16 protein-coding genes and 1 pseudogene are annotated in these 15,502 nt (G+C 62.1%); 8 read left to right on the top strand and 9 right to left on the bottom strand.

Annotation, left to right across the window (positions count from 1 at the left end; all coding sequences use genetic code 11):
* Positions 1–23: 23 nt before the first annotated feature.
* Positions 24–1,646: an MFS transporter gene (locus J1G18_RS20215; protein WP_027611735.1), complete on the bottom strand. Its 1,623-nt coding sequence runs from the start codon at positions 1,644–1,646 to the stop codon at positions 24–26.
* Positions 1,647–1,773: 127 nt separating this feature from the next.
* Positions 1,774–3,441: a GMC family oxidoreductase gene (locus tag J1G18_RS20210; protein ID WP_223008331.1), complete on the bottom strand. Its 1,668-nt coding sequence runs from the start codon at positions 3,439–3,441 to the stop codon at positions 1,774–1,776.
* A 133-nt stretch (positions 3,442–3,574) separates the two neighbouring features.
* On the opposite strand from J1G18_RS20210, the gene J1G18_RS20205 reads away from it, so the two are divergent.
* From J1G18_RS20205 to J1G18_RS20180, 7 genes and pseudogenes are all read left to right on the top strand, one after another.
* On the top strand, positions 3,575–4,459 hold the full coding sequence (locus J1G18_RS20205; RefSeq protein ID WP_098964419.1) for a LysR family transcriptional regulator: 885 nt from the start codon (positions 3,575–3,577) through the stop codon (positions 4,457–4,459).
* Positions 4,460–4,841: 382 nt separating this feature from the next.
* Positions 4,842–4,979 (top strand): annotated as a pseudogene (locus J1G18_RS28090) (LysR family transcriptional regulator); the annotation flags it as partial.
* 184 nt (positions 4,980–5,163) lie between these two features.
* Positions 5,164–5,511 (top strand): metalloregulator ArsR/SmtB family transcription factor, encoded by a 348-nt coding sequence (locus J1G18_RS20200; protein ID WP_098964418.1) that lies wholly within the window; start codon positions 5,164–5,166, stop codon positions 5,509–5,511.
* A 25-nt stretch (positions 5,512–5,536) separates the two neighbouring features.
* The gene (locus J1G18_RS20195) at positions 5,537–6,007 is read left to right on the top strand and encodes an arsenate reductase ArsC (protein ID WP_103368888.1); all 471 of its coding nucleotides are present in this window, start codon (positions 5,537–5,539) and stop codon (positions 6,005–6,007) included.
* A gap of 12 nt (positions 6,008–6,019) precedes the next feature.
* Positions 6,020–6,718, top strand: coding sequence for an arsenical resistance protein ArsH (gene arsH, locus J1G18_RS20190; RefSeq protein ID WP_098964416.1), 699 nt, complete (start codon positions 6,020–6,022; stop codon positions 6,716–6,718).
* Between the two features lie 72 nt (positions 6,719–6,790).
* Complete coding sequence (locus J1G18_RS20185) at positions 6,791–7,630, top strand: helix-turn-helix domain-containing protein (RefSeq protein ID WP_223008330.1); 840 nt, start codon at positions 6,791–6,793, stop codon at positions 7,628–7,630.
* A gap of 68 nt (positions 7,631–7,698) precedes the next feature.
* A complete protein-coding gene (locus J1G18_RS20180; protein WP_223008329.1) occupies positions 7,699–8,277 on the top strand; it encodes a LysE family translocator in 579 nt (192 codons plus the stop codon).
* On the opposite strand, the gene J1G18_RS20175 is transcribed toward J1G18_RS20180, so the two are convergent.
* The 7 genes from J1G18_RS20175 to J1G18_RS20145 are packed head-to-tail and all read right to left on the bottom strand — an operon-like array spanning position 8,248 to position 14,569.
* Positions 8,248–9,642: an ATP-binding protein gene (locus J1G18_RS20175; RefSeq protein WP_223008328.1), complete on the bottom strand. Its 1,395-nt coding sequence runs from the start codon at positions 9,640–9,642 to the stop codon at positions 8,248–8,250. The genes J1G18_RS20180 and J1G18_RS20175 overlap by 30 nt on opposite strands.
* A complete protein-coding gene (locus tag J1G18_RS20170; protein ID WP_098964413.1) occupies positions 9,639–10,301 on the bottom strand; it encodes a response regulator in 663 nt (220 codons plus the stop codon). The genes J1G18_RS20175 and J1G18_RS20170 overlap by 4 nt, the downstream gene beginning before the upstream one ends.
* A gap of 11 nt (positions 10,302–10,312) precedes the next feature.
* Positions 10,313–10,957, bottom strand: coding sequence for a tetratricopeptide repeat protein (locus J1G18_RS20165; protein WP_223008327.1), 645 nt, complete (start codon positions 10,955–10,957; stop codon positions 10,313–10,315).
* On the bottom strand, positions 10,954–11,763 hold the full coding sequence (locus J1G18_RS20160; RefSeq protein WP_098964411.1) for an SDR family oxidoreductase: 810 nt from the start codon (positions 11,761–11,763) through the stop codon (positions 10,954–10,956). Before J1G18_RS20160 ends, J1G18_RS20165 begins: the two co-directional genes overlap by 4 nt.
* Positions 11,750–12,424: a TenA family transcriptional regulator gene (locus tag J1G18_RS20155; protein ID WP_135296077.1), complete on the bottom strand. Its 675-nt coding sequence runs from the start codon at positions 12,422–12,424 to the stop codon at positions 11,750–11,752. Before J1G18_RS20155 ends, J1G18_RS20160 begins: the two co-directional genes overlap by 14 nt.
* The gene (locus tag J1G18_RS20150) at positions 12,421–13,902 is read right to left on the bottom strand and encodes an AMP-binding protein (RefSeq protein WP_223008326.1); all 1,482 of its coding nucleotides are present in this window, start codon (positions 13,900–13,902) and stop codon (positions 12,421–12,423) included. The genes J1G18_RS20155 and J1G18_RS20150 overlap by 4 nt, the downstream gene beginning before the upstream one ends.
* On the bottom strand, positions 13,892–14,569 hold the full coding sequence (locus J1G18_RS20145) for a thermostable hemolysin (protein ID WP_098964408.1): 678 nt from the start codon (positions 14,567–14,569) through the stop codon (positions 13,892–13,894). Before J1G18_RS20145 ends, J1G18_RS20150 begins: the two co-directional genes overlap by 11 nt.
* A gap of 207 nt (positions 14,570–14,776) precedes the next feature.
* On the opposite strand from J1G18_RS20145, the gene J1G18_RS20140 reads away from it, so the two are divergent.
* Positions 14,777–15,325, top strand: coding sequence for a cytochrome b (locus tag J1G18_RS20140; RefSeq protein ID WP_098964407.1), 549 nt, complete (start codon positions 14,777–14,779; stop codon positions 15,323–15,325).
* The last annotated feature ends 177 nt before the right edge of the window (positions 15,326–15,502 follow it).

Genomic DNA, 15,502 nt, shown 5'->3' with positions numbered 1-15,502 from the left:
TACCAAAGGATCATGTTTCAGATTCAGTTCTTATCGAGATCGATATTCTTCGTCTCCCGCAGACAAATCATCCCCACCACCAGGCTGACCCCGGTAATCAGCACCGGGTACCACAGCCCATAGAAAATATCCCCGGTGTACACCACCAGCGCGAACGACACCGTTGGCAGGAAACCGCCGAACCAGCCGTTGCCGATGTGATACGGCAGGGACATCGAGGTGTAGCGGATGCGGGTCGGGAACAGTTCGACCATCAGCGCCGCGAGCGGGCCGTAGCACATGGCCGAGATGATGATCAGTGCGACGATCAGCGCCACGATCATCGGTTTGTTGATCTGTTGCAGGTCGGCCTGTTGCGGGTAGCCGGCGAGGGTCACCGCGCCGCGCAGGGCCGATTCGTCGTAGCCGTCGATTTTCACGTCGCCGACGCTCACCTGCACGCCGCTGCCCGCCGGGGCGGCGACGCTGGAGTAGGGCAGGCCCTGCTTGACCAGGAAGGTCTTGACCTTGTCGCACGGGCTGTCGAATTTGGCCTTGCCCACCGGGTCGAACTGGAAGGTGCAGGTGGCCGGATCGGCCAGTACGGTGATCGGCGCCTGACGGCTGGCCTGATCGATAGCCGGGTTGGCGTAATGCGCCAGGGATTTGAAGATCGGGAAGTACAGCGCAGTGGCCAGCAGCAGCCCGAGCATCAGCACTGGTTTGCGTCCAACCTTGTCCGACAGCCAGCCGAAAATGATGAAGAACGGCGCACCGATCACCACACTGATGATCAGCAGGCTGTTGGCCACCGCCGGGTCCATTTTCAGGAACTGGGTGAGGAAGAACAGCACGTAGAACTGCGCAGCGTAAAAGGTCACCGCTTGCCCGGCGTTGATGCTGAACAGCGCGATCAGCACAACCTTGAGGTTCTCCCATTTGCCGAAGGATTCGCGGATCGGCGCTTTCGAGGCTTTGCCTTCTTCTTTCATTTTCAGGTACGCCGGCGATTCGTGCAGGCTCAGGCGGATCCAGGTGGAAATGCCCAGCAGCACGATCGACAGCAGGAACGGAATGCGCCAGCCCCAGACTTCAAACTGATCGCCAGTGAAGTAGCGGCAACCGAGCACCACCAGCAACGACAGCAGCAGGCCGAGGGTCGCGGTGGACTGAATCCAGCTGGTGTGGAAACCGCGTTTGCCGATTGGCGCGTGTTCCGCCACATAGGTCGCAGCGCCGCCGTATTCGCCGCCCAGCGCCAGGCCCTGAAGCATGCGCAGCACCACCAGAATGATCGGCGCGGCAATGCCGATGCTGGCGTAGGTCGGCAACAGGCCGACGCAGAACGTGGCGATACCCATCAGGATGATCGTGGCGAGGAAGGTGTATTTGCGTCCGATCATGTCCCCCAACCGACCGAACACCAGCGCCCCGAACGGCCGCACGATAAACCCGGCGGCGAAGGCCATCAGCGCGAAGATGAACGCGGTGGTGTCGTTGACCCCGGCGAAAAACTGCTTGCTGATCACCGCCGCGAGGGCGCCGTAGAGAAAAAAGTCATACCACTCGAACACCGTCCCCAGAGACGAGGCGAAGATGACTTTCTGCGTGGCATTGCTGGTGCTGGCGCCGCTCGCGGCGTCCAGCGGCTGAGCGTGTTCTGACATGTCGGTATCCCTCACAGTGATTGTTTTTGTTGTTCCACTGGTGTTGCGTGTCCGGGTACTGCGTGATGCCTTGAATCTGCTGTTGATTCCTGTGGGAGGGGGCTTGCTCCCGAAGGGGCTGTGTCAGTCAAATCATGGGTGAATGACACTCCGCTTTCGCGAGCAAGCCCGCTCCCACATTGGGGGTGTGAACAGGTCCTGAAAGGATCAACTGTGCCGCCTTCTCGGCAATCATCAGCGTAGGCGAACAGGTGTTGCCTGAGGTGATGCGCGGCATGATCGAGGCGTCGGCGATGCGCAGGCCGGGCACGCCATGCACGCGCAATTGCGCGTCGACCACCGCGTCAGCGTCACTGCCCATGCGACAGGTGCCGACCGGATGGAAAATCGTCGTACCGATGCGCGCCGCCGCTTCGTGCAATTGCTCCTCGCTTTGCAGGCTGTCGCCGGGCAGATATTCCACCGGTTTGAACGCTTGCAGGGCCGGGGCGCTGACGATGCGTCGGGTCAGGCGGATCGCGTCGGCGGCCACGCGCAGGTCTACAGGATGGCTGAGGTAGTTCGGTTGAATCAGCGGTGCTTCCTGCGGGTCTGCCGAACGGATGTCGATGCGGCCACGGCTCTGCGGACGCAGATCACACACCGACGCGGTGAACGCCGGAAAGCTGTGCAGCGGCTCGCCAAAACGCTCCAGCGACAGCGGCTGCACGTGATACTCAAGGTTGGCGGAAGTCTGCTCCGGCCCGGATCGGGCAAACGCTCCGAGCTGACTCGGCGCCATCGACAGCGGCCCGCTGCGGTCATACAGATAACGCAGGCCCATGCCCATCTTGCCCCAGACGCTGCCGGCGATCTGATTCAGGGTTCGAGCGTTCTGCAGTTTGTAGATCAGGCGCAGTTGCAGGTGATCCTGCAGATTGCCGCCGACCCCCGGCAGCTCATGAATCACCCCGATGCCGAGGCGTTCCAGTAACGGACGCGGGCCGATCCCGGAGCGTTGCAGAATGCTCGGCGAACCCACGGCGCCAGCGCAGAGGACGATTTCCTTGCGCGCCTTGAAGCTTTTCACCTGGCCTTCGTGACGCGCGCTGACTTTTGAAGCACGGCCGTTTTCCAGCAGCACCCGATCCACTTCAACCCCGGTCAGCACCGTCAGATTGGTCCGCTCGCGAACAGGTTTGAGAAAGGCCTTGGCCGCGTTCCAGCGCACCCCGGCCTTCTGGTTGACCTGAAAGTAGCCGCAACCCTCGTTGTCGCCCTGATTGAAGTCGTCGATGCTGGCGATGCCGGTCTGCTCGGCTGCGCTGCGAAACGCGTCGAGAATCGGCCATGACAGCCGCTGTTGCTCGACCCGCCATTCACCCTTGGCACCGTGAAATTCAGCGGCGCCGGCAAAGTGGTTTTCGCTCTGCTTGAACAGCGGCAGCACGTCGTTCCATGCCCAGCCCGGATTGCCCTCGGCGGCCCAGCCGTCATAGTCGCCAGCCTGGCCGCGCATGTAGATCATGCCGTTGATCGAGGAGCAGCCGCCGAGCACTTTGCCGCGTGGGTAGCTCAAGCTGCGACCTTGCAGGCCGGGTTGCGCTTCGGTCTTGAAGCACCAGTCGGTGCGCGGGTTGCCGATGCAGAACAGGTAACCCACGGGGATGTGAATCCATGCGTAGTTGTCGCGTCCGCCGGCTTCGAGCAGCAACACCCGCTGCTGTTTATCCGCCGACAGTCGATTGGCCAGCAAGCACCCGGCAGGGCCGGCGCCGACCACGATGTAGTCGTATTCTTCAAGGGAAGTCTGCATTCCCTGACCTCGCTTTTTGTTTTTATTGTCGGACACTCTAGTTGTTAGCTTTCGTTAAAAGAATGTTAGTTTTTGCGCAGCCGCTGTGCGTTTTCAAACAGCCCGGATTGACCATAGCTGACAAGGACACCCCATGTTCGACTGGAACGACCTGCGGTTCTTTCTGGAGTTGCAACGCAGCGGCCGCCTGCTCACCGCTGCCCGGCGCTTGAACACCACTCACGCCACCGTGGCCCGGCACATCGAGGCGATCGAAAAAAGCCTCGGCACCGCGCTGTTTGTCCAGCACGCCCAAGGCTATGAAATGACCCCGGCAGGCGAGGCGCTGCTCAAGCACGCCGAAGCCATGGAGAACGTCGCGCTGCTGGCCCAGGAAGAAATCACCCAGTCCACCGCACCGCTGGGCAAGATCCGTGTCGGCGTCACCGAAGGGCTGGGCATCAAGTTTCTCGCCAGCCGGATGATCGGCCTGTTCGAACGTTATCCGGGGCTGGAAGTGGAACTGGTCGCCGTGCCGCGCTTCGTCAGCATCCTCAACCGCGAGGCGGAAATCAGCATTCATCTGGAGCGCCCGGCAGCGGACATGCTGGTCACGCGCAAACTCACCGACTATCGGTTGGCGCTCTACGCCAGCCAACGCTACCTCGACAACGCACCGCCGTTGCGCAGCCGCGAAGACCTCGCGCGGCATGCGTGGATCGGTTATGTCGATGATTTGCTGTTCAGTCAGGAACTGATGTTCCTCAACAGCTTCTGCCGCAGTCCGCGCGTGGTGTTCCATAGCACCAGCGTGATCGCCCAGCAGGAAGCGGCGCGCTCGGGATTGGGCATTGCGGTGTTGCCTTGCTACATGGCCGCGTCGGATCCGGATCTGGTGGCGTTATTGCCGGATGACAGCATCGAGCGCAGTTACTGGATCAGTACCCGGCGCGAGCTGCACAAGTCAGTAAGGTTGCGGGTGGTCTGGGATTATGTCGTCGGCCTTTGCGAGGCGGAGCAGGAGCTGTTGCGCGGCTAGTCCAGCCTCACACAAATCCCCTTGTGGGAGCGGGCTTGCTCGCGAAGGCGGTATGTCTGTGAAGTAGATATCGACTGACACTACGCCTTCGCGAGCAAGCTCGCTCCCACAGGGTTCTGCGGTTGCTGCCGGATGACAGCATCGAGCGCAGTTACTGGATCAGTACCCGGCGCGAGCTGCACAAGTCAGTAAGGTTGCGGGTGGTCTGGGATTATGTCGTCGGCCTTTGCGAGGCGGAGCAGGAGCTGTTGCGCGGCTAGTCCAGCCTCACACAAATCCCCTTGTGGGAGCGGGCTTGCTCGCGAAGGCGGTATGTCTGTGAAGTAGATATCGACTGACACTACGCCTTCGCGAGCAAGCTCGCTCCCACAGGGTTCTGCGGTTGCTGCCGGATGACAGCATCGAGCGCAGTTACTGGATCAGTACCCGGCGCGAGCTGCACAAGTCAGTAAGGTTGCGGGTGGTCTGGGATTATGTAGTCGGTCTTTGCGAGGCGGAGCAAGGCCTGTTGCGCGGCTGATCCTGCCCACACAATTCCCTTGTAGGAGTGAGCCTGCTCGCGATAGCGGTGTATCAGGCGACTTCTGCTTCACAGTCATGCCGCTATCGCGAGCAGGCTCACTCCTACAAGGGATCGCATCTGGGGTTGAATAATATATGGATATCCGTATATTCGGTTTTCCATATGTTCGAGCCCACCCCCCATGCTCACCCCCACCGAACTGTTCAAAAGCCTGGCCGATGAAACCCGTGCCCGCGCCACCTTGCTGATTGCCGAGCAGGGTGAGCTGTGTGTCTGCGAGCTGATGTGCGCCCTCGATGACAGCCAGCCGAAAATCAGCCGCCACCTCGCGCAACTGCGCAGCAATGGGTTGTTGCTCGATCGCCGTCAGGGTCAGTGGGTCTATTACCGGCTCAACCCGGATCTGCCGGATTGGGTTCACCAGATCCTCAAGGTCACGGCCACGGCCAACGCCGATTGGCTCAAGGACAATGCCTGTCGCCTGCACAACATGGACGGCCGTCCTGCCCGCGAAACCGCGTGCTGCTGAACTTCTAATATCCCCGGAGCTATCCATGCGTGTCCTGTTCATGTGCACGGCCAACAGTTGCCGCAGCATCCTTTCCGAAGCCATGTTCAATCATCTGGCACGCGAGGGTTTCGAGGCGGTGAGTGCCGGCAGTTTCCCCAAGGGCCAGGTGTTGCCACGCAGCCTGACGACGCTGCAACAGGCCGGTATCGCTATCGACGGTTTGTACAGCAAAGGCAACGACGCCTTTGAAGGCAACCCGCCGGACATCGTCATCACTGTCTGCGACAAGGCAGCGGGCGAAACCTGCCCGGTGTACTTCGGCCCGGCGATCAAATGTCATTGGGGGCTGGAAGATCCCTCTGATGTGAGCGGTGACGAGGCCGCAGTGGATGCCGCGTTCCGTGCCACGCTGGCGATCATCGAGCGCCGCTGCGCAACCTTCCTCGGTCTTCCTTTCAAATCACTCAGCCGCGTTGAGCTTCAGCGCGAACTGGATCGCATCGGCTCCCTCTGAGCCGGAGGACGTATGTCAGAGCACCTGCCCAATCTTGATCACAGCCTGTTCGAAGGCCGGATCACATCACCTTCGCACGAACACAAACCGCGCATCCTGCTGCTCTACGGCTCGACCCGCGAACGCTCCTTCAGCCGTCTGCTGGTGGAGGAGGCCGCACGCTTGCTGGAGCACTTCGGTGCCGAGACGCGCATCTTCAATCCGTCCGGTTTGCCGTTGCCGGACGACGCCCCGGTCGATCATCCCAAAGTCCAGGAACTGCGCGAGCTGGTGCTCTGGTCGGAAGGTCAGGTCTGGTGTTCGCCGGAACGCCACGGCGCGATGTCGGCGGTGTTCAAGGCACAGATCGACTGGATTCCCCTTGAGCTCGGCGCGGTGCGTCCGACCCAGGGCAAAACCCTCGCGGTGATGCAGGTCTGCGGCGGTTCGCAGTCGTTCAACGTGGTCAATCAACTGCGGGTGCTGGGGCGCTGGATGCGCATGTTCACCATCCCCAATCAGTCTTCGGTGCCCAAGGCGTTCACGGAGTTCGACGAGGCGGGGCGGATGAAACCGTCAGCGTTTTATGACCGCGTGGTTGATGTGATGGAAGAGCTGGTGAAGTTCACCGTGCTGCTGCGCGAGCGCCAGGATTTTCTGGTGGATCGCTATTCCGAGCGCAAGGAAAGTGCCGAGCAACTGATGGCGCGGGTCAATCAGCGCTCGATCTGAAATGCACAAACCTTCTAGCCTCAACCCGCCAATTGTGGATTACTGGCCCCAGCCCACCACTGTACGCACGCCATGAGCAACTGGATCGACCTTGCCCACGACCGGGAAACCGGCATCGAAACCCTGCACGCGCATTTCGCCGGGCACGCGCACGCCTACGATCCGCACTGGCATGAAACCTACCTGATCGGCTTCACCGAGCAAGGCGTGCAGCGCTTCAACAGCCGTCGGGCGCGGCATGACAGCACGCCGGGCAAGGTGTTCATGCTGGAACCCGGCGACATCCATGACGGCGATGCGCCGAGCCCGGACGGCTTCACCTATCGCATGCTCTATCTGCAACCGGCATGGCTGGAGCAGGCGCTGGACGGTTTGCATCTGGGCAGTTATGGCAGCGGCTTGCCGGGGATCGGCAGTGTGCTCAACGATGATCCCGAACTGGCCCGGGCCACCTTGTTTGCGTTCAATGCGCTGCATCAGCAGGACGTACGCATGGTGCGCGACGTGGCGCTGGATGCCTTGCTTGAACGATTGGCGATTCACTTGTATCGCCGACCACAACCGACCGCTGCCAACCGCGCACCGTTGATCGCCCGTCAGGCCCGTGACTACCTGATGGCCTATCACGAACAGGACATCAGCCTGCAAACCCTGGCCGATGTCTGCGGCACCGACCGCTTTCGCCTGACCCGCGCGTTCAAGGCAGCCTATGGACTCGCACCGCACGCATGGCTGATCCAGCTGCGTCTGAGCCGTGGCCGGCAGATGCTTGCCGCCGGCATGCAGCCAGTGGAAGTCGCCGGTCGCCTCGGATTCGCCGACCAGAGCCATCTCGGCCGCTGGTTCGTGCGTGCCTACGGCATCACGCCGGGCGCCTATCAGCAACGCGCCATTGGTACCTTTCGACGCTGAACAAACGTTCAAGACCGTCACCTTGCTCAACCATCACAGTGGGCCCTGACTTTCTACAGGGCCGTGCCATGCTTGCGTTCATCCTCTTTGCCTTCGTTGCCTCGATCACCCCGGGGCCGACCAACCTCATCGTGCTCAGCACCAGCGCCCGACGCGGCTGGCGGCCGTGCCTGCCGATCATTCTCGGTGCGGGGGCGGGCGCCGCTTCGTTGGTGTGGGTGGCCGGCGCTGGCGCCAGTACGCTGATGCTGCCCGGTGTGCGCCCGGTGATCAGTGCGCTGGGGATGGGCTGGATGCTGTGGCTGGCGTGGCAGATCTTCAACGCCCCCGTTACCGCCATCGACCCGGAAGCGGGGGAAACCAAGTCTGAACTGGGTTTGATCGGCGCAGCCTTCTTGCAGTGGGTGAACCCCAAATCGTGGTTCATGGCGATTGCCGTGATCAGCGTGTTTACCGCGCAGGGGCAGGGGTTGAATGCGCTGTGTCTGGCGTTCTTTCTGGTGTCGTTGCCGTGCCTTGGCGTCTGGGCGTTGTTGGGGCGTGGGGCGGCGCGCTGGCTGAGCAATCCGGCGCAGTTGCAGTGGCTGAACCGGATTTTGGCGGTGTTGCTGGTGGTGTCATCCACTGCTGCGTTGCTGCACAACTGAGCCAAGAGGCATCGACAAGGTGGCGCGCAAGCCGCCCTCAGGCCGGTTGACCAAGGTAATCCGTCCGCCCAGACGCAATGCGATGGTGTTGACGATGGTCAGCCCCAAGCCCGCACCTTGCGTGTTGCCGCGGCTGTAAAAGCGTTCGAACAGACGCGCCCGATCCGCTTCGTCTATCCCCGGGCCCTGATCCTCCACGCTCAGCAGGCACCAGCCCTCGGCCTGGCTCAGTTTGACCGTGATCACGCCGTGCTCCGGCGAGAAGTTGGCGGCGTTGGTGATCAGGTTGCCCAGGGCAATGTCGATCGCAGCGGTACTGGCCATGACGTGGAACGGTTGTTCGCCGTCCTCGAAGGCCAGTTCCAGGTGTTTGCTCAACAGCCACGGCGTCAGTTGCACGAGGCTGTTGCGCACGGTTTCGTTGAGATCGATGCGCTGCAACGGCGGCGGGTTGGATTTCGGTTCGAGGCGGGCCATGGTCAGCAACTGGTTGACCAGACGGCTGGTGCGGTCGACGCCGGAAATCAGAAACTGCAACGACTCGCGGCGCTCCTGTTCGGTACCGGCCTCCAGCAGGTTTTGCGCATGCACCCGCAGCACCGCCAGTGGCGTGCGCATCTCGTGGGCGGCGTCGGCGATAAAGCGCCGTTCGCGGCCAAGCACTTCTTGAATCTGCGCGAGCATGCGGTTGAGCGCTGCCTGCATCGGTTCCAGTTCGCTGGGCAGCGGCGTCAGTTGCAGCGGCTCCAGCGAGCCGCTGTGTCGGGCGCGCAAGGTTTGCGCCATGTTCGCCAAGGGCCTGAGTCCCCAGCCGATCGCCAGCCAGACCATCGCCGCGAGTATCAGGCTGCCGAGCACGTTCGGCCACAGCGTGTGGCGCACGATGCGATCAACCAGATCGGCGCGCACATCATCGCGTTCGCCGACCCAGATGCGCAGACCGTTCTGCGGGTCTTCGAGCATGAAGGCGCGCCAGTGACGGTTGTTCAAGTCGACCACATCGCTGAAGCCCGGCTTCGTCGGCGGGGCGGTGAACGACGGGGCACTGGCGGTGTGCACCAGCACCTCGTTTTTCGGGTTCCACACCTGGAAGGCGATCTTGCTTTCGTAAGGATGGCCGTCGACGCGTGGCTTGGCTTCGCCGAGCGCCTGATTGAACGCCTGATACAACTGCGAGTGATCCTTGCTCGCCATCGGCATACGCATCACGCCTTGTAGCAGACGAGCGTTTTGCGCCAGTTGCGCGTCGTAGACTTCGGCGATTTCGTGGTTGCTGTCGTGCAGGTTGAACACGCTGAGCACCGCAAGACCGGCGAGCAACAGCCCGATGATCAGCGTCAGCGTACGGCGACGAATCGAGGTCATCGACGCTCCTCCACCAGATAACCCACACCGCGAATGGTGCGGATCAGGTCGGTGGAGAATTTTTTGCGCAGGTGATGGATGTGCACTTCCAGGGTGTTGCTCTCGGCTTCTTCGTTCCAGCCGTAAAGCAACTGGATCAGTTGGTCGCGGGTCATCACCCGGCCCGGCGGCGAGAGCAATTCATGCAGCAACTGATACTCCTTGGGCGTCAGCGCGACAGGTTGACCCTGATAGCTGACCTGCTGGGTGCCGGGGTTGAGGCTGATCCCGGCGTGTTCGATCAGCGCCTGGGCGCGCCCGGCACTGCGACGCAACAAGGCGCGCAGGCGTGCCTTGAACTCATTGAGGTCGAAGGGTTTGACCAGATAGTCGTCGGCGCCGGCGTCCAGCCCGGCGATGCGGTCTTCGGTGGCATCGCGCGCGGTGAGGATCAGCACCGGCAGGTTCGAACCGCTGTCGCGCAGACGGCGCAGCACTTCGAGGCCGTCCATGCGCGGCAGGCCCAGATCGAGTACGGCAACGTCAAAGGTTTCACTGAGCAGCGCATGCAACGCGCTGCTGCCATCCTTTAACCAATCGACGGTGTAGCCCTCGCGCCCCAACGCCTGATGAATGCCTTCACCGAGGGCTACGTCATCCTCAATCAGTAATAAACGCACGCGGACTCCTGTCAGTCGAGTTTCTTGTTCACGTCCACCAGCAGGGCGGCGATCTCTTTGCGGCGCCCGGTGTCAGCGGTTTCCCGGCCCGGGCGCGGGGCGGCCTGCTGGGCCTTGAGCAGCGCGACCCTGGCTTCAGCGTAGCGCTTCTGACGGTAGAGGTGATCGCCCCAGAAGTACAGACTGTCGATGCCCTCCGGATTCAGTTGCAGCGCTTGCTTGAGCAGTTGCTCGGCCTTGTCGCTGTCGCCGAAACCGATCGGCCAGCCCGGGACGCGATCATACAGCGCGGCGAGGCTGGTGTAGGCCGAGCCTTGCAAGGCTTTGGGGTCGAGTGTCAGGGCTTTTTCCAGATCGGCCTTGGCGTCCTTGGCCTTGCCCAATGCACCGAGTCCGCCCTGAGCGCCGGCCCAACTGCTGGTGACGATGCCTTTCCAGATCCACGCTTCGGCCACTGCCGGACGCTGGGTGGTAAAGGCAGTGGCTTCGGACGACAACTGCTCGAACGCGGCGGCGCGCTGTTTTTCTGCCACTTCATATTGGATGTGCGCCCAGCTCTGCTGGATGCCGTTGAGGCGTTGCTGATCGGCAGGTTCCAGCGCCCAGACGCTTTGGCTGAGGGCGGCGAGCAACAGGCATGCGGAAAGTCTTTTCATGATTTTGGCGGCTCGTTGTCAGGTTTCTCACTGAGGCGGCGAATCAGCGGCAACTGCTTGCGCAGGCCTCGATCCACCAGATGTGGCAGCAGATTGTTCAGGCGTACGAAGAAGCGCTCCGGCCAGCCCAGATACAGGTCGCGGCGGTCGCCGGCGATCGCGTGGATCACCGCCGAGGCGACGGTTTGCGGGTCATCGACGTTGGCCTTGAGCGCATCGTTCAAGGCTTGCGCCGCTGCACTGTTCATCGACGTGCGCGTGGCCCGGGGCGCGACATACAGCACGTTGACCCGGGTGTCGGCCAGTTCGCGGCGCAGCGCTTCGGAGAATCCGCGCAGGGCGAACTTGGTCGCGCAATAACTGGCGTAACCGGGGTAGCCGATCGAGCCGTAAGTGGAACCGACGTTGACCACCATCGCGCTGTCGGCCTGTTTGAGCAGTGGCAGCAGCAGTTTGGTCAGGCACATCGGTGCGCTGATGTTCACCGCGAGCATTGCGTTGATGTCGCTGTCATCCAGCTGCTCAAGCATGGCGAAATGATTGACCCCGGCCGCGTTGATCAGCAGGTTGATGCCGCCAATGGCTTCGGCGGCGGCCAGCACTTTGCGCCGGTCGCTGAGGAAGGTCAGGTCGGCGGCGACCCAGCACAGCGAATTCGGGTAGCGCTCAAGCAACGGCGCCAGCGCCTGCTCATGCCGGGCCACCGCCAGCACCTGGGCGCCGGCGGCGCACAAGGCCTCGGTGATGGCCATGCCGATGCCGCCACTGGCGCCAGTCAACACCACCCGCGCATCACGCAGCTGCATGTTGAGCCTCCGCGTCACGCGGCAGGCCACGGAACATGTCGGAGTACAGGCGATAGACGACTTTCGAGGCGTGGATCACCGCTGCCTGATCCTCTGGATCTTCCAGCTGATTCATCAAGTGGCGATAGGTTTGCATGTGCTCGATGTCCAGAGAACCGTGCGAGCTGAGGTAGCTGAACGCGGTGTCCGGCAGCGCCAGACGCTCGCGAATGCTCCCCGCCGCATGGGTGGCCAGGGCGATGCTGGTGCCTTCAAGCACGTTGACCATGCCGAACAGGCCCACCGGATTGCCTCGGGCGATCAGGTCGTAGAGGAAGCTGACCATCAATTCGATCGGCAGCGATGGCTGCCCGTCGCGCACCGCGTTGCGATCACCGCCACACGCGGCGATGTCGTTGAGCACCCACTGTTCATGGCCGTATTCGTCTTCGATGTATTCGCAGACGGCCTTGCGCAGCCACTCCAGCCGTGTCGGCAGGCGCGCGCCGCAGGCCATCATCAACGGCACGGTGTGGCGCACGTGGTAATACGCCTGAGCCAGAAATGCCCGATAGCTTTCCAGGCTGACCTTGCCTTGCAGGGCATCGAGGATGATCGGCAGGTTGAACAGCTCGTGGCGTTCCTGCTGCGTGGCTTCTTGCAGGGTGTCGAAAAAACTCATGATGCGGACTCCTCGGAAACAGCGGATTCAGTCAATTGGGCGTGGTACAGCGCGACAATCGCCTCGCGGCGCGGGCGACCATTGGCGGTGAGCAAACCATTGGTGGCGGTGAACGGTTGCGGCAGGCGCGTCCAGCGGTGCACCTGGGCGTAATCGGGCAAGGCTTCGTTGGCTTCGGCGACCGCTGCCGCCAGCTCCGCGTCGCTGCAATCGGCACGGTGCGGCCAGAGCAAGGCGTGGTTGTGCGGCAGGGCCTCGCCGTAGACGAAAGCCTGGGCGATATGGCGGCGCTGGGTCAGTTCCGACTCGACCCATTCCGGGTTGACGTTGCGCCCGAAACTGGTGACGAACTGGTGCTTCTTGCGGCCCTTGAGGTAGAGGAAACCTTCGGGGTCGAACTCGCCCAGATCGCCGCTCGGCCACCATTCATCAGCGTATGGCGCGTCCCCCAGATAACCGAGCAGCGCCGAGCCCTTGATCAGTACTTCGCCGTCTTCGGCCAGGCGCACTTCAACGTGCGGCAGCGGCTGGCCGACGCTGCCCGGACGCCGTGCGCCGGGGCGATTGAGGCACACCACCGAGGCGCATTCGGACAAGCCATAACCTTCGAAAACCGGCAGGCCGACACGCTGCGCTCGGTGCAGCAAGTCCTCCGAGACCCGCGCACCACCGACGGCGGCGAAACGCAGTTTTTGTGGATCGAAGGCTTTCTGTTCGGCAGCGCTGACCAACATCAGCAACAGTTGCGGCACCAGAATCAGACTCTCCGGCGCACGTCCGGCCAGATAACCCAGCAGGTGCGGTACATCGACGCCGCTGGCGCCCTGTATGCCCAAGGTTTTCTGGCTCGGCAGACTCAGCGTCGCACCGGCGTACAGCGCGGCGTAGCAGCCGAGGTTTTCCAGCAGAATCGCCAGTGGCAGCAACGCCAGATGATGCTGCGGATCGGTGGATTTGCTCGCTTGATCCAGCTCACGCGCCACACGCAGCAAACTGTTGGCGCTCAGGCACACGCCTTTCGGTGTGCCGGTGGTGCCGGAGGTGAAGGTCAGTTTGGCGGTGCCGGCTGGCAGGCGACTTGGGCCATCGAACGTGCGGCACCAGAACTCACCGTGCTTCTCGTAACCGGCGGCGAGCAGCTCGGCGTCCAGCTCCGGTTCGGCAATCACCCGTTCGGCCTGGCTCTGTTCCAGGCAATGGGCACGTTGCGCGGAGCTGAAAAACGCCGGCAGCGTCACGCAGGTCAAGCCCTCGAACAGCACGGCCAGATCCCACAGCATCGCATCGACGCCGTTATCCAGTGCCAAGGCGATCACCTGCGCCTGTTCATCGCGCAGGCGCTCCTGGCGATACAGCACCTCGGCGTAAACAGTGGCGTAATCGAGTTTCAGCGTATCGCCCCACAGCGCGGTGCTGTTGTCATTGCGCCGGGCGTGGTCGCGCAGGGTTTCCTGGAAGCGTTGCAGTTCAAGCGACATGGCAGGCTCCTTCAATCGAGGTCGGCAGTCCCAATCGAGTGAACAGGCCGATATTGCGCAAATGGATGAAGCCGGCGCGGATGTTGCCGACGTGCACCCACGGCTTGCTTTCGTAATAACTGCCCCAGTGTTGACGCTCGTCACCCAGGCGATCCGGGTCGGCGGCGCATAATGTCACTGGCTTCAGACCGAGCCGATGGAAGCTGTTGACCAGCCCGATGTTGCCGGTGAACGTCACCCATTCCAGGCCGCCCATGGCCAGCAGATAGGTGATGGCGATGATGCTCATGCGTGCGCTGCCGGTGTCGCTGGCGGCGAGGTTGCCGACTTCGACGATGCCGGTGCGATCCACCGGACGATCCGCTGCAGCGCTGATCAACGGTTCGATCGGTTCATCCAGATAGCGCTCGAGAAACAGCGGCTCTTGATGTGCACGACGTACACCAGCCACCGCACACAGCTCACCGTCGCCGTTGTGCATGCCGAACAGCTCGGGCATAAAGTGCCGAATGTCGGCGCCGTGGGCTTTGCGAAAACGCTGCTGGATGAAAGCTTCGAAAGTCTCTCGCAGCGCGTCGTCGGGCAAGGCGCCGGTCAACGTCATCTGCGGCGTTTCGGCTTGACCGAAGCGCAGGGGAAGGGGAATGTTCCAGTCGAAATCGGGCATGGGCAGAACGCCTCCCTCAATGATTTGAGCGCAGTATCGGAGGCGTTTCTTAACGAAGTCTGAAGGTGAAAAAAGGTTAATCAACGGGCAATCTTCAGATTGTCTTAAGACTGCAAGGGCAGGGTGGCACCGTCGGTTCGCCCTGCAACCGGATCGAGACTGTCGAACGAATCGACCGTCACTCACGACAATCACGAGGCGCTACTTATGACCCGCGACACCGCCGTAACCCGTTATGGAAAACTGTCAATTACGTTGCACTGGCTGATGCTGGCGCTGTTCGTCGGCGTCTATGCCTGTGTCGAAATCAAAGGCTTCATGCCCAAGGGCAGCGAAGCGCGCGGCCTGCTGATGGGCTTCCATGGCCTGTTCGGCGCGAGCATTTTCGTGCTGGTGTGGGTGCGTCTCCTCGGCCGCTTGAGCCCACGCCCGCCGATCACTCCCAAGCCCCCAGCCTGGCAGACCGGCATCTCGCACCTGATGCACCTGGCGCTGTACGTGCTGATGATCGCCACGCCGATCCTCGCCTGGCTGATGCTCGCTGCTGCCGACAAACCGTTCCCGTACTTCGGCTTCCACGTCCCGGCACCAGTCGCCATCGACCCGGACTTCGCCAAACAGCTCAAGTACTGGCATGAAACGCTGGGCAGCGCCGGCTACTGGTTGATCGGCCTGCACGCGGCGGCGGGGCTGTTTCACCACTACTGGGTGCGGGATAACACGCTGGTGCGGATGTTGCCGGGCCGCACCGAATAACCCTGAGCCCCTTCAACCCCCAATCCCTGTGGGAGCGAGCTTGCTCGCGAAGGCAGTGTGTCAGTCAGCGATGATGCCGGCTGACACGACGCCTTCGCGAGCAAGCCCGCTTGTATGTTTAGACTTGAAGGGGTGGGCGGGACTACAGACTCGATTCTGACTCTGACCAGTACAGAC

Source organism: Pseudomonas sp. MIS38, assembly GCF_019891575.1.
GTDB classification, from domain to species: domain Bacteria; phylum Pseudomonadota; class Gammaproteobacteria; order Pseudomonadales; family Pseudomonadaceae; genus Aquipseudomonas; species Aquipseudomonas putida_A.
Note: the sequence above shows the minus strand (reverse complement) of the source record. Positions and strands in the feature narration are given on the sequence as shown.